Origin of the sequence: Halobacillus mangrovi (assembly GCF_002097535.1) — a bacterium.
Classification (GTDB): Bacteria; Bacillota; Bacilli; order Bacillales; family Halobacillaceae; genus Halobacillus; species Halobacillus mangrovi_A.
Window position 1 is genome coordinate 3,000,786 of record NZ_CP020772.1, and the last position, 13,791, is coordinate 3,014,576.

General features: G+C 43.4%; 13 protein-coding genes. 6 read left to right on the forward strand and 7 right to left on the reverse strand.

Features of this window, described 5'->3' with window-relative positions; translation table 11 throughout:
- The first annotated feature begins 27 nt into the window (after nucleotides 1–27).
- The 4 genes from gerPC to HM131_RS14950 all read left to right on the forward strand — a co-directional run bounded on the left by gerPC (nucleotide 28) and on the right by HM131_RS14950 (nucleotide 1,430).
- Nucleotides 28–567, forward strand: coding sequence for a spore germination protein GerPC (gerPC, locus tag HM131_RS14935; RefSeq protein ID WP_232324799.1), 540 nt, complete (start codon nucleotides 28–30; stop codon nucleotides 565–567).
- Nucleotides 567–779, forward strand: coding sequence for a spore gernimation protein GerPD (locus HM131_RS14940; RefSeq protein ID WP_085030527.1), 213 nt, complete (start codon nucleotides 567–569; stop codon nucleotides 777–779). The genes gerPC and HM131_RS14940 overlap by 1 nt, the downstream gene beginning before the upstream one ends.
- Nucleotides 772–1,146 carry a spore germination protein GerPE gene (locus HM131_RS14945; protein ID WP_232324800.1) on the forward strand — a complete coding sequence of 125 codons (375 nt, stop codon included), beginning with the start codon at nucleotides 772–774 and terminating at the stop codon, nucleotides 1,144–1,146. The genes HM131_RS14940 and HM131_RS14945 overlap by 8 nt, the downstream gene beginning before the upstream one ends.
- Nucleotides 1,147–1,211: 65 nt before the next feature.
- Nucleotides 1,212–1,430 carry a spore germination protein gene (locus HM131_RS14950; protein ID WP_085030528.1) on the forward strand — a complete coding sequence of 73 codons (219 nt, stop codon included), beginning with the start codon at nucleotides 1,212–1,214 and terminating at the stop codon, nucleotides 1,428–1,430.
- A gap of 209 nt (nucleotides 1,431–1,639) precedes the next feature.
- On the opposite strand, the gene HM131_RS14955 is transcribed toward HM131_RS14950, so the two are convergent.
- The 5 genes from HM131_RS14955 to HM131_RS14975 all read right to left on the reverse strand — a co-directional run bounded on the left by HM131_RS14955 (nucleotide 1,640) and on the right by HM131_RS14975 (nucleotide 10,632).
- Nucleotides 1,640–1,927, reverse strand: coding sequence for an HNH endonuclease (locus HM131_RS14955; protein WP_085030529.1), 288 nt, complete (start codon nucleotides 1,925–1,927; stop codon nucleotides 1,640–1,642).
- The gene (addA, locus tag HM131_RS14960) at nucleotides 1,911–5,630 is read right to left on the reverse strand and encodes a helicase-exonuclease AddAB subunit AddA (RefSeq protein ID WP_085030530.1); all 3,720 of its coding nucleotides are present in this window, start codon (nucleotides 5,628–5,630) and stop codon (nucleotides 1,911–1,913) included. Before addA ends, HM131_RS14955 begins: the two co-directional genes overlap by 17 nt.
- Nucleotides 5,624–9,130, reverse strand: coding sequence for a helicase-exonuclease AddAB subunit AddB (gene addB, locus HM131_RS14965; protein ID WP_085030531.1), 3,507 nt, complete (start codon nucleotides 9,128–9,130; stop codon nucleotides 5,624–5,626). The genes addA and addB overlap by 7 nt, the downstream gene beginning before the upstream one ends.
- Nucleotides 9,131–9,387: 257 nt before the next feature.
- Nucleotides 9,388–9,930, reverse strand: a complete 543-nt coding sequence (lepB, locus tag HM131_RS14970) for a signal peptidase I (protein WP_085030532.1) — start codon at nucleotides 9,928–9,930, stop codon at nucleotides 9,388–9,390.
- A 54-nt stretch (nucleotides 9,931–9,984) separates the two neighbouring features.
- The gene (locus HM131_RS14975) at nucleotides 9,985–10,632 is read right to left on the reverse strand and encodes a TVP38/TMEM64 family protein (protein ID WP_085030533.1); all 648 of its coding nucleotides are present in this window, start codon (nucleotides 10,630–10,632) and stop codon (nucleotides 9,985–9,987) included.
- A 217-nt stretch (nucleotides 10,633–10,849) separates the two neighbouring features.
- Between HM131_RS14975 and HM131_RS14980 the strand changes: the two genes are divergently transcribed.
- On the forward strand, nucleotides 10,850–11,266 hold the full coding sequence (locus HM131_RS14980; RefSeq protein WP_085030534.1) for a YhjD family protein: 417 nt from the start codon (nucleotides 10,850–10,852) through the stop codon (nucleotides 11,264–11,266).
- Here the strand turns inward: HM131_RS14980 and HM131_RS14985 are convergent.
- Nucleotides 11,187–11,714, reverse strand: coding sequence for a competence protein ComK (locus tag HM131_RS14985; protein ID WP_085030535.1), 528 nt, complete (start codon nucleotides 11,712–11,714; stop codon nucleotides 11,187–11,189). The genes HM131_RS14980 and HM131_RS14985 overlap by 80 nt on opposite strands.
- A gap of 312 nt (nucleotides 11,715–12,026) precedes the next feature.
- Here HM131_RS14985 and HM131_RS14990 point away from each other — a divergent pair, with 312 nt between their 5' ends.
- The gene (locus tag HM131_RS14990; protein WP_085030536.1) at nucleotides 12,027–12,491 is read left to right on the forward strand and encodes a DUF3939 domain-containing protein; all 465 of its coding nucleotides are present in this window, start codon (nucleotides 12,027–12,029) and stop codon (nucleotides 12,489–12,491) included.
- Nucleotides 12,492–12,815: 324 nt separating this feature from the next.
- On the opposite strand, the gene HM131_RS14995 is transcribed toward HM131_RS14990, so the two are convergent.
- Nucleotides 12,816–13,754, reverse strand: coding sequence for a hypothetical protein (locus HM131_RS14995; RefSeq protein ID WP_085030537.1), 939 nt, complete (start codon nucleotides 13,752–13,754; stop codon nucleotides 12,816–12,818).
- Nucleotides 13,755–13,791 lie beyond the last annotated feature (37 nt).

Here is a 13,791-nt window from a genome sequence, read left to right on the forward strand (position 1 = left end):
GAAATGGAATAAAGGGGGTGAGCCGAATTGAATAACTATTACTATTGGCAAAACTGGATTCAGCAAATGATGCAGCAAATGGAACAACAAAAGCAAATGATCGACCAGCTTCAGAAGAAAATCGAGGAAATGAATTCTAATGAAAAGCCGACCACTGTGATTGAAAGAATTGAATATCATTTTGATCAGTTAAAAATAGAAACTCTTGAAGGCACCCTTCAAATCGGACTAACACCCAATGGCTCGGATATCTCTGAACTTGGAGAGCTTTATGCTAATCAAGGCACTCCTCCTCAAGATCCTGTTCTCCACTCCTTGCAAGATTATATGACAAAAGACATCCCGCCATGGATGAATCAGTATGTACGGGACCATGATGTCCCGATTAGTGATGAACATAAACAGCATATGATCGCTGATGTCAGAAAACAACTTCCTCAGCGGATTGAATTTTACAAAAACCAGGACCCGGAAATCGATGAAACGACTCTTCTTCACCAAATACAAACAGAAATCCGCCAATCGATGGCTCAGTATTTTGAAAACTATAAAGGAGATGGTGAGTGATGAATCACATTGTCCATAACTATGAGCTGCACGTCGGACGAATTCGGGTGACCGGTGTATCAGGTTCCTCGGTTTTGTTAATCGGAGATAACAAAACCATCCGGACCCAATCCTTCTTTGACACTCCTCCTGAATCACTAATTATCGGCCCATACGTCCCTATAGAGGAAGAAGGTATAGTGGAAGTCGAGGAGGAAGAGCCTATTGGGTGAGCGGATGGTTTATGTAGACAATGTAGACGTTACCTCGATACTCATCAGTTCCATTTTCACCATCGGTGACGTTTATAGGGCCGCGCCTACTTCGAATATTTTAGCTGTGCAAAAAGAAGGTTCTGAATACATCCCAGGTACGTTCAAATTCAAAGATTATGACATCTTTAATCTGGAACCCTCCCCTCCCCTCCCACCAATCACCATCACCACCTTTACCTATCAAAATAATCCCATTGTTGTTGATGACATTGAAATAAAAGGGGTGTCTACTGCAGGGGTATTTCAAATTGGAGGAATAGACCATATCATCTCGAAGAACCGAACGAAACACTTCCGGTTGCTACAGGAAGACGAACAAATGTAACTTCGTGCGCATATGTTGTAACTATATCAACGAATCGCACGAACCCTTTAAAGGAGGCGATTGTTATGCCGGCCATCGTCGGTCCCATCAGTATCAACAGTGTTGGCGGAGGTGTCGTCAACTTCGGAGACTCTTTTTACCTATCTCCAAAAAGCACCTCAAAAACAAACTCAGGCTCTGGAGCTTTGAATACTGGTAATTGGATTATCACGAACAATGGACTGAGCTCTACCAATCCATTCGATCCGGATGGCGCTGACCAGAACATTACAGCTAATGCTTAGTTTTTGACATTAGTCATTTCCGTTAGGGCATTACTAGTAGGAGTTAGGGTGCTATTAAGATCAGTAAGGACGTTACTTTATTGAGTTAGGACGCTATTGTTATCTGTTAAGGCACTTCTCTCACCAATGAGTGTGTTATCTTAAATTAACCCCCTCGCGTTAAAAAAAGCAAAGAACCCCGGCACCAACCAAGCCAGGTGTTCTTTGCTTTACTTCCTTTTTCTTCGATTCGATTTTCGTGTCGTAATTCTTTTTTCAGGGTCCTGCTTTTTCACCCATTTGATATATTTCCGCATATCAGGATGATCTTTCAAACGTTCCAATGTGTGGTAAAATGCCGCCAGCTCTTGATTTGTGAAAAGAGCATGAATTTGCCGGTGACAGGCGCTGCACACCATGACTGTCGGTCCTTCTACTCCCCCGTATTGTCTTGGGACGAGATGGTGTTCCGTCGTTTTTACCGGGGAACGCTCACAGAGATCACACTTGTCTCCCATTGTTCTCTACCTCCACCGATAAACCTCCGTTAAAGAAGTAAAGACTGCTTCTTCGGACAGGTTGCTTCCAGATCTTTTCAAGAGCGGTTCGATATAGTTGGACTTGCGTTTGGTACCGCTCGCGTAAAACACGCTCGATTGATTCTTCTCCTTCAGGAAGCTGATCGGATTTATAGTCAAGGATCATCCAGCCGTCTTCATAAGGAATCATCGCATCAATGACCCCCTGGATAAAGACTTGCTCATCTGTTGGTTCATTCCAGTGGCTGTATACTTCATTCGCGGGCAGTGTCAAACTGAACGGAACTTCACGCTCTACTTGTTCTGCTTCCATGACTAGTTTTCCAATAGGCGTGTAGAAAAACTTAGTGATAGAATCGACATCAATCACATCAGCTTCATCTCTATTAAGAATTTCTTTCAATACTAAATGTTCCACGAACTCTTCTACTTCAGAGGTTGACATTTCTCTTGTAAAAGAAATGTGCTGCATAACCGTATGCATCGCACTCCCTTTTTCTGCTGCCGTAAGCTGTTTATCTTGCTGCATAAACCGCGGACGACGTACAATTGGTGCACGATAAGGGACAAGCAGCTGGTCACTAGAGTATTCATCCTTTGTTTCCCTTTGCCGCTTAATTTCCGTAACGGTCTGCTTCGCCCTTGATTTAGCCGCCTTCGAGTGGGGATAGACAAAATTCAGACGATCAACAATGCTTGCATCATGCTCTTCCTCAATAGGTAAAGGTGTCCACTCTTTAACCGCTTGCTGCAGCTCTTCATCCCGCTTTTCTTTCAGCTCATCAATAACCGCAAACTCACTGCCATGGGCAATTTCCACTTGCCACTCCGATTCATCCTTATGAATTTCATCGGCTGTTTCCACCTGGATTTCTCCGCGCAGATCTTCCATGTGATGATGACGAATTAACGCCGGTCCAACCCAATCTAAATAAGATTTGGCATCTAACCGGTCATGCGGCGGAAGCACCCAACTCTTTGTATCAACAAACGCTTGCCATTTCTCCTGTTTTTTTTCAAAAGAAGGAACATTTCCAACCATGACCAGTTTTTCCTTTGCTCTTGTCAACGCCACATACAAGACTCGCATTTCTTCTGCAAGTAATTCTCTTTTCTTCGCTTGTTTCAAGGCATGGTAAGCAAGCGTTGGATACATGAGACGTTTTTCTGGGTTGATGTAACGCGAACCGAACCCATAGTCTTTGTGAAGTAAATACCGGTTTCGCAAATCCATCATATTAAACTGTTTGTCCATCGCTCCTAAGAGAACGACAGGAAACTCAAGCCCTTTACTTTTATGGATCGTCATAATGCGAACGACATCTTCCTGTTCCCCGAGCGCACGAGCGGCACCGAGATCATCTCCTCGCTCTTCGATTCTCTCAATGAAACGAAGGAATCGGAACAATCCGCGGAAGGATGTCGACTCATAGGATCTTGCCCTGTCGTAAAGAGCTCTTAAGTTCGCCTGTCGCTGCCTTCCTCCTGGCATCCCGCCGACGAAGTCATAGTATCCGGTCTCTCTGTAAATATCCCAAATCAGCTCCGATAAAGCTCCCTGTCTCGCACGTTCTCGAAAGCTTTGAATCATCTTTAAAAAGGCTCCCACTTTCCGACCAAGCTCATTTGCAGCCCGATACTTCTGAATGGCTTCATAATAACTAGTCCGTTTGTTGGCCAACCTTAGTGTTGCCAACTCGTCTTCATTCAGTCCGACGATCGGCGATTTTAATACAGAGGCAAGCGGAATGTCCTGCATGGGGTTGTCAATCACCTTAAGAAGACTGAGCATGACTTTGATCTCAATCGCTTCAAAGTAACCCGTAGACAGCTCAGCATAGACAGGTATTCCTTGTTGTTTTAATTCATCAACAATCGTTGGAGCCCAAGTCATTGACCGCATTAAGATGACAATATCCCGGTACTGGATCGGTCTCTTCGTTCCTGTCTCTTTGTCCACCACCTGCATCGGAGGTTCTCCTTCATGACCTAGCCATTTACGGATTTTCTTTCCATAGGCTCTTGCTTCAAGCTGTGCTTTTTCAAGATCCTTATACTCTTCATTTTCCTCTGTGTCGGTTTCTCTTGCTTCTCGATCAATAAGATAAAGCTCGGCTTTAGCATCCTCCGCAGTCAATTCATCGTAAATTTTATTACTATAAATTAACTCGGCTTCTTTTTCATACTCCATTTCCCCGACTTCTTCGTCGAGGACCTGACGAAAAATATAGTTCGTGGCATCAAGCACCTGCTTACGGCTTCTAAAATTACGGGCAAGGTCAATCCGTTCACCGGGCTGACCATCCAATCCATAGGCTTTATATTTATTCAAAAATAGAGAAGGCTCTGCGTGACGGAAGCGGTAGATGCTCTGTTTTACGTCTCCTACCATAAATAAGTGTCCCGCCTCCTGCCCGTCGGTCAACAGGCGCAGCAGTGTTTCCTGGACAAGGTTCGTATCTTGATACTCGTCAATAAGCACTTCAGAGAATTGCTTATGAAACCCTTCCGCAACTTGTGAAGGCAAGGGCTGATCTGGTGTAGACGCGTCATCCAGCAGAATCTGCAAGCAGTAATGCTCCAGATCCGAGAAGTCGACGATTGCTTTTTCCTTTTTCAACTGTTCGTACCGTTGTTTGAAGTCTTTAACAATAATGGCCAGTTGTTCCATGACAGGGTAGAGCTCGTGCATATCTTTCAGATAGCTCTCAAGCGAGCGGGAAAACCATTCATCACGAAGCTCATTCCAACGTTTCTTATAACTATCACGAATCTTTTTCGCTTTGTCTTTCTTCGCTTCATCACAATCCATCTTTTTTCGTGATAAGGAGGCGAATTTACTTTCACCCATGTACGATTGCAGCTCTTCCCAAGAATGCTCTAAGGCACCTTTGGCTTGTTGGATCATTTCGAGATCCTGATCAACGGTCTCCCCGTAGCTGTAAGGACCATCAGGTTCTCGGGTTAATTGTAAAAATTGGTTTGCTTCTGCTTCCATCGCCTTCAATTGGCTGTGGACCTCTTGCTTCAAAAGATTGAGCCATGGAAGGTCCTCTTCCCCTGTTCCTTCCTTCACTTCATACATTTCAACCATCTGATCAAGCCATGCCTCAGGCCATGGGTTTTGTGTTGCAAACGTGTAAAGCTCCAACACAAGCTTTTCCACATCTAAGTCACTTCTGTCACTGGAAAAGCGTTCGACCACATCAAAGAAGCGTTCCTGCTCAGTCCCCTCTTTTCCGTACCAATCCTCAAACAGGTCCTCCAAGACTTCCTGCTGAATCAAATCGGATTCAATCGTATCCGCAATTCTAAAACCTGGATCTAAATCAAGCATGTATGCATATCGTCTCACGACGTCCATACAAAAAGAGTGCAAGGTCGAAATGGAAGCATTCTGCAATAAGGACAGCTGTTTCTTCAAATGGTGCGACCCTGGGTTTTCTTCAAGGGCTTGAGCTAGTGCCTGCCCTACCCGATTCCTCATCTCCTGGGCAGCAGCGTTCGTAAACGTCACGACCAACAGTGAATCGATATTGACCGGAGCTTCTTTATGCAGCAGTTTCTGGATAATACGTTCAACTAGTACAGCTGTTTTTCCAGATCCGGCTGCGGCAGCTACTAAAATATTTGAACCGTGGGAATAAATCGCCCGCTCTTGCTCTTCTGTCCAGCTTACCATGAGGAATCCTCCTCTCTTCTAGCTATTTTCTCTAACACTTCTTCATCTTTCATTTCTTGAAGTTTACGATATTCATTTTCTTCTAAACTCGGATCGAACTGACAAACCGAGCGATACGGACAGAAACTGCAGGCAACCTGCTGTTTCTGCTGATAAGGATTCAAGTTTACTTTTCCATCCGTAATGCTTGTACCTGCATTACTCATCAGTTGGCGGATATACTGGTTTAGTTCTTGGAATCGCTCGGCACCTGCGGTTTGCGACCCTTTATAAAAACCGCCCTTTGCTTTTAATCCTGCCGGAATGATTGGGCTGTGCCCTTTCTCAAGTCCTGTGTCCATCATTTGAACGATGCGCTCATTTTCAAGGAGCAGCCCTTGCATTTTAAACTTCTTAAAAATTTCCTCTTCTATTTGGGCATCATCCAGCATCTGCTTGCCTGAGATCATTGGATTATGCACATGGAAGTAAAGCACTCCAGCTGGAGAAGCCGAAGATCCAAGCCAGAGCTCGGCATTAGTTAGTACCACATCAAGATAAGCAAGCATTTGTAAGGACAATCCATAGTACACATCAACAAGGCTCAGTCCTTTGGCACTGGACTTGTAATCGATGATTCTCAGAAACAGATCATCTTCTGTTAACGCCTTGTCCACCCTGTCAATTCGCCCTCGAAGCATCAATTCATATCCGTTAGGGAGGTCAAGGGATAATGGAGGCAGCTTCTCGTCTTTTCCTGTACCAAAACCGAGTTCCAAACCAACGGGAGAGAACTGACTCTTTCTTGCCTGTTCACTCAAGACAAACGCTGCTCGTGCAATAACGCTCTGAAGTTTCTTCTGAATGTATTGATAACGATTGGAGCTGTGCAAAATCTGGTTTTGCAAAATAGGGGCCAGTTGATAAGTTGCCCGCTCTGCATAACGATTTGCTTCCCCATGATTCAATTGAGCAAAATCTCGGCCTTCAGCCTGAACCCACTCCGTAATTTGCTTTAAGGCTTCGTGGAAGAGCTGACCGATATCTGGTGCATCAAGCTTATACGTTCGTCGCTCCTCTAAATTCAAGCTGTGCCTTGCAAAGTATTGATAGGAACAGCGATGATAGGTTTCAAGTCTTGAGACACTTGTTTTATGCTGCTTTTGGAATAATTGCTCCGTCGTTTCTTTCGACAAATCCACGGGCTTATTTTGGTAGAACAAGCTTTGCAGGACACGATTAGTCAGCCCAAAAGGCTCTTCATCTTCAATGTACCAGTTCAGCACACTCCACCATACCGGCTCCATTCGATACCCCTTCAAATATCTTGCCAGCTGAGATGTAAGCGCAGATCTTGTTTTTACCGGATTAGTAATAAAACGTGTCGCCTCATGTAAATCATCAGGATCTTGCAGCAAAACATGCTCTTTGCAATGAGGAAAAAGCTCTTCTATCCGCTGGATGAGTGTTGCAGGAACTTTAGACTTTCCTTCCTCATTACTAAGTGGATAGCTGACCCACAATCGATTTTTTGCCATAGTTAACGCTAAATAGACATAAAAACGGTCATCGAGCAGCTGCCGACTGCTTCCATCAGCGAGCAGGAGACCCTGTTCGGCAAGCAGCGTACGCTCTTGTTCAGAAATCATTCCATCACTTGGTGGTTTCATCGGCCACATGCCGTCGGTTACTCCTAACAGAAAGGCAGCTTTAATTCCTGTAATTCTTGAGCGATCGACGCTTCCAACAATGACATGGTCCATACTCGGAGGCACGTGAGCGAATGTGAGCGACTCCAGACCACTTTCAATGGTATTGCGAAACAGCTGTAACGACATTTTTTCTTCTCCAGCCATTTCTACGATTTCATCCAACAGTTGAAGAAAAGCATCCCACACTTGTTCCTGCTCTCGGCCGCGCTCAATTTCGCCTGCTTCATCATAGTATTCACGCCACTGTTCCAAACGCTGAGGCACGCGCAAGTGTTCTAGCCAAACATACATCACTTCGGCACGTTCAGTGATTGTTTTTGCTTCACGTATATTCTTATCGAACTCTTCCAGCGCATTACGCACTTGGTTTCGATAAGCGTTGATTCTCTCTTGCTTTCCTTTTTCATCATCGGTTTGAGAAGCCTGATCGAATCCTCGGAAACGCTGGTAGATCCAATCGTTATCCGAAAACCACTGGCCCCTCGAACGAATACCATATTCAAGCACATAATTCTCCAGTTCATCTATCGCATCTTCCGTCAACGGATAATTGGCATCCGTTGCTGGAATAAAGCCTGTCTTCAATAATCGGAAAACCGCATCATATCTGAAATTACCGTCTATGACATCAAGAGCAGAACGGATCAACTCAACCATAGGGTGGTTGAGCATCGTTCGTTTCTCATCAATAAAAACAGGGATATTGTAATCATCAAACAAAGTTTCAATCAGACTATGATAGACCTCCGGCTCTCGCATTAAAATCGCCATATCCTTGAAACGGTAGCCTTCATCGCGGACAAGTCTCAGGATTTCCTGAGCGACCCCCTCAATTTCAGCCCGAGGGTGGACCGCCTCTGCCACTTTGATCGGGACTTCTCCTTCATAGGAAGGGGCAGGACGTTCTTCAAAGTACTTTTCTAAATGTAAAAAAGCTGAGCGTCCCTTTAGACGTCCTTGTGTATGATCAAGAACTTCTACCTCGTCAATCTTTTCCCCAGCCTCATAGGTAAGTTCCTGCAGCTTCAAGTATGTTTCCTTCGTTTCATGAAACAAATCAAGCTCAGGGTTGATACCATTCTCCGGTTTTTCTGTTGTCAAAGTCACATGAACATTCTTTACTTTTCTTAACAAAGCTTCAATAACTTCATATTCCTGAGGAGTAAAGCTATGAAAGCCATCAATATAAATATCGGCTCCTTCCAAAAATGAAGCTTCCGGTATTTTACTGGCGAGCAGCTGCAGCTGATCTTCGCTATCTATGTACTGCTCTCTAAGCGCATCGACAAGTCGGTCATAAATATAAGATAAATCATCCAGCTTATCTCTTAATCCTTGTTCTTGGCTAGTCGTATGAACAAACTGGTCAAGGGTATTCATTTGAACATGAAGATCTTCCGGAGTGATGCGGTATCGTTTAAATTCCGTAATCATCCCTTCCAGCTGTTCTATGAACCCTTGCTTTTCTACCGCTTTTTGAAACACTCTCCAGTCTGAAGTCCGCTCTTCGACTATTTTTCTTAGCATCATTTGGACCCCTGTGGAGGTAATAAACTTCTTTGTGCCGCCGCCCGTTTCTTGAAGTACCCTCCAAGCTAAACGGGAAAAACTGAACACCTGGGCACGAATCGACCCTTCTACTCCCTCCCGCTTCAATAGGGCATATTCCTGTTGAAAAGTCATTTGGTCAGGGACGATATAAACAATCGAATTCCCCTTAGGATCCGCTTTCAGTTCCGACTCTATTTCTTCTAAACAGCGTGTACTCTTTCCTGCTCCGGAACGTCCGAGCAACAAACGCATCCCCATATTCTTCCGCTCCTTTTTATTGAATCATATCTTTTATTTTATCATTTTTCAGAAGGTGCGTCGGTTACCAAGTCTTACAATTTTTAAGTCCTACTATGTGTGATTTAGAGTGCAAACTACCAGTTTAAGAACAAGAGACTGTAAGCTACTAATCCTTCCTACGCTGAATTCAGTGGAAGGGTTCAGGGAAACGGCTCACTTTCCGCTCAGGTTTGCCTTCAATAAAAAAAACCGCCCATAGGACGGTCACATGTTCTTTAATTAAACTGTAAAGCTACTTGGGAGAATGGCCAGTAACGGACATCTACTTTTCCGACGACAGTCTCGATGTTTACAAAACCGAAGTAACGGCTGTCCAGACTATCTCTGCGGTTATCTCCCATGACAAACAGCTGTCCTTCAGGAACTTTTTTCTTTCCAGTCACTTCTTCCAATGAAAAATCATGTGTGAAAGGCAGTCCATCGTTCGGACGCAATGAATCTAGGTAGTGTTCCTCCACCAGTTCCCCGTTCACATAGAGCTGATCATGCTTCACTTCTATTTCATCGCCACCGACTCCGATAACTCGTTTCACATAATCTTCTTTTTCGTTTGCGTGGAAAACAATAACATCCTGTCTCCTTATGTCTTTCCAATCGTAGACAACTTTATTGACCATTAGTAAATTGCCGTCATAAAGGGTCGGCTCCATCGATTCACCATCGACGATATAGCTGGCGAACATAAAGGATCGGAATACAAAAGCCAGCAGCAAAGCGAACAAAATGGTTCGTATGGCTTTTTGATATTTTTTTTTCATCGTTTAATCCTCCAGGTCTTGTTCTACCAACATTTTACCCGTCCTGGACTAAACTTAATCACTCGTGTACGCTTGACGTTTCGCTTTATTATGGATTCGTCTCTCTATATATTTACCGAGAATCCAAAACAGAAGGATACATATACCTACTACAATCGCTTTTACCGGGTTTTGGGCAAAAGAGGCTATGCTGCTTCCGACATAAGCTATTGTGAAAATCATGACCGATTTCCCTAATAAAACAGCGAGGATGAACTGTTGTTTGCTGACCTTTGATAACCCTGATACGACGTTAATGATTGAAGAAGGGGAAAACGGAAAACACATAAGGATAAACAAAGGACCGAACCCATGCTCCTCTACCCAGGTTATGACCCGCTGAACCTGGCGGTGTTTTGTGATAAACCGGAAAAACTTTTTGTCACCAAGGCTTCTTATGACTAGAAAAACTATAATTGCTCCGACGACTGCCCCAATCCAAGAGTACAGAAACCCTTTAAAAAGTCCATAGACGACTGAGTTTGCCAGCACAAATGCAACTAGAGGCAAGAGTGGTAAAAAAGCCTCCAGCATCGGGAACAATATTCCGGGCAGCGGCCCGAAACTTTCCAGCTTTTCTAACTGATTAATAATGTATTCAAATAATTGATCGTTTTCAGCCATTCTCTTCCAACGATCGATAGATACGGATAATAAGTACATAAGGCGAGACTGCTCCTTGTCCCACACCGATAACCAGTGTATGCTTTTCCTTTATTTTAAACGAAACCCGTGCATCTGCCTACCAAGACATTGTCCTAATAACTATCCTTTCCCAATTTGCCATTTTTAGCCTTTCACCAAATTCTCTTGCATAATCACCCGTTTAGCGTGGTATAATACAAACAAGAACACACGTTCGTATATGGAGGAGAATAGCATGAGGTACTTAAAACAGAAAGAACTTGATCTCGCTTCCCGCTATTTATTTTTATCCATGGCTATCGCTGTCATCCGTCAGGACAGAAAACATTTTGAACAGGGGAAGTTTAAAATAAAAGAACCATACATGGAACTGTTAGGAAAAATGGAGCTAGAGGCAAGAGAAGAGCGGAAACATCTACGCTTACAAATGGATCGCCAGAAGCTGCAGGTAGTGGAATCAGGGAGGAACGACTCGTTTACCTCTTTCTTGTTCTTGGCTCATGGCTATGAAGAGAAGCGGAACTATTTCAATCCGGCCATCAGAAAAAAGGTGGAACTGATCTTGTTCGAGCTTATGAGAAAGTCTCAGCAATCCTCTCACTCGAAGTCTCCTGAACCCCAGGCCGATCATTCAAACGATCTTCAAGGATAACCCGGAAGTGTGCGGTACGCTGCACTTGATTGGCAAACATTCCTACAGACACGGGGAGATTCAAATTAACTCCATTGGAAAATTGAATGGTCGTGGTATGGTCAGATTCGCCTTGATAAGAGCGGATATACTTGTGGGCGACCCAGGAGCATTCTTTACGTTTCGGGGAGATGATAGGAAAGAAATAGATACCCATTGCTTCAGAAATGACAATCGGGGGTTTGTGTGTATAGCTTGTCACTTGCTTTGTACCTAAGATACGTCCTTCAAGACTGCTGGCAAAATAACGACATGAATCATCGACAACCTGGCTTGGACATTTAGTTATTTCAAAACGGTTTCCTCGTTCGACCACTTGAGTGATGACTTGTCCACAATCATCGTACTTTGCAATCAAAGCCATCGTTTGAGGATTAATTTCATATTCTTTTCTTTGAGCATATTCCATCCAATATCAACATCCCTTCCACTTAATTGGCGGCAGCCCTTCCTTTAGGCAGAACGTGCCGCTTATCTTCTTAAATTTACCAAAAGATGAACAAAAAGTCTAAACTTTTTAAAAATGTGCAATTTTTTCAACTCTGATATACTACAATTAAGCTAGTTTATTACCATTTTGATAATAGTTCTTCCGTATCTTTCCTTTCCTCTCGACCGAAGTCCGGATTCAGAAGCGTAAAAAACTCGAGTTCGGGTTGAATATCTTTCAAATCGAACACCCCCTGTAAATTTCACTCATGCTTAAAAGGAGGAAAAAATCGTGTGGAAACGTAAGAAAAAACAACAGCATAAAAACAAAGAGCAATCTTTGGAAGTCCGTGATTTATCCATTCATGAAGTCCGCAAAGCCGTGCATGCTTATGCCGACGATAAACCCTCCGAAGTACCTCTCAGTGTGCTAATCAAAGAGGATTTGACGTTGGATTATGAACTGCTCTCCCCTTACCTTCATGCCATACCTGAGAAAAATTACTACATGTCACGGGAGACTTATGAATTGTTTGAAGAAGAAGACCGAGGTCTCGCCCATGAAATCGATCTAGTCCAGAGGGCCGTTGATCACTACATGAAAGAGACGAAGGAGCTGCCTGTCATTGATCATGATCCTTTTAAGCGGATAAATTATTATAAGCTTGAGAAGCTTGGATTGTTACCAGATCGCCCAAACCGGGACTATTATATGACAAGAGAAGAATTCATGGTCACATACCAAAAACCTGATTAATCAGCGGGAAAATTTAGAGGAAAAAAAAGTGCCAATGCTCACGAAGAGCATTGGCCAAAAGAGACGACTGGTTAACTTTTGAGTGAGGGAATTAATTTTGAAAAAGCTCTCCGAGACGAGAAGAAGCTTTTTCATACACTCATCAGCAATTTTCATTACTGACCTATTTATGACAACCAGATCATAAATAGTAATGAGATCAATAAGCATCACCGCTTATCTATTTCTATTTTAATATATAGATGTTCGACCTTCACCGAAAAACTTTTGCGGAAGACCGCAAGAGGTTGCGAAATTTCTAGTTTATGACATCATACCTCCTTCTTATATGGAGGGTTCTAAGATCCTCCTTTGTTCATCCTCCAGTTTCTTTTGTTCTCCTACAAATTGCTCTCTCAATGACTCTAAGTCCATAATAACGGCATGAGTCTTACTTCTTATTTTTCTAACCTCATCCTGTGAAGTTTGGATACGATTTTGCACAAACCAGTCCACGATCAATCCGTCCAAAAAATAGTCAGCAATCGTCAATCCTCCCGAGATTTCCACCCGATGATTATAATAGGTACCTAAATCATCTATCTCTCTTGCGAACTTCCGCAAATGTCGTTGTGCAGAATGAACGGCAGAATTTGCGTCATCCACACGAGAATGTTTTACGGCGGTAGTGAGCATCCCTCCTCCGAGCATATCAAGAGTTCCCCAATTTTCCGCACTGTCAAGGGATATTGAAGCTTCGCCCAAGGCGGTCACCGCTCGTTTTCCCGCAGATAAAGCTTCATTGATTTCTTCAATTTCTGCCAAAACCTCGGAGCGGTTTTCTGACAGCTCAAGTAATCGCTGGCCTTGTGCTTCCCCCTGTTCAATCAAAAATGTTTTCTTTTGTTGAAGCAGACGCTCATAATCCTTATCTGGGTCACCTAAACGATTCAACTGCTCTCTTAACCTTTGGAGTTCCTGTTCCACCTCCTGAACAGAATGATGAGCTTCTCTCCATTTTAGCCGCGCCTCCACTACTTCACGTTCCTCTTCTTCCACTCGTTCTACCTTATTCCCAGATAAGGTGGCAAATAAATTAGTGAAGCTGACTCTTTCAAGCTTTTCTACGTCTTCCTCTTCTTGGTCTAAGATATGTAAAAATTGCTGCTCCTGCTCTTTTAAGTTTTCTAGCTCTTTGATTAGCTGAGTAATCTCACGTTTAAGTCGGTCATGGTAAAACGTACGCTTTCTCACTTCTGTCAACTGTTGATGGAATCTTTTCATAATTTCAACCCTCCTTGATTACATGTACGGTCATTCC

Coding starts and splice junctions, on each gene's coding strand:
- HM131_RS14995 (WP_085030537.1), bottom strand. CDS start 13,754: ATGAAAAGATTCCATCAACAGTTGACAGAAGTGAGAAAGCGTACGTTT.
- HM131_RS14985 (WP_085030535.1), bottom strand. CDS start 11,714: ATGGAATATGCTCAAAGAAAAGAATATGAAATTAATCCTCAAACGATG.
- HM131_RS14950 (WP_085030528.1), top strand. CDS start 1,212: ATGCCGGCCATCGTCGGTCCCATCAGTATCAACAGTGTTGGCGGAGGT.
- HM131_RS14975 (WP_085030533.1), bottom strand. CDS start 10,632: ATGTACTTATTATCCGTATCTATCGATCGTTGGAAGAGAATGGCTGAA.
- HM131_RS14940 (WP_085030527.1), top strand. CDS start 567: ATGAATCACATTGTCCATAACTATGAGCTGCACGTCGGACGAATTCGG.
- addA (WP_085030530.1), bottom strand. CDS start 5,630: ATGGTAAGCTGGACAGAAGAGCAAGAGCGGGCGATTTATTCCCACGGT.
- HM131_RS14955 (WP_085030529.1), bottom strand. CDS start 1,927: ATGGGAGACAAGTGTGATCTCTGTGAGCGTTCCCCGGTAAAAACGACG.
- lepB (WP_085030532.1), bottom strand. CDS start 9,930: ATGAAAAAAAAATATCAAAAAGCCATACGAACCATTTTGTTCGCTTTG.
- addB (WP_085030531.1), bottom strand. CDS start 9,130: ATGGGGATGCGTTTGTTGCTCGGACGTTCCGGAGCAGGAAAGAGTACA.
- HM131_RS14980 (WP_085030534.1), top strand. CDS start 10,850: ATGAGGTACTTAAAACAGAAAGAACTTGATCTCGCTTCCCGCTATTTA.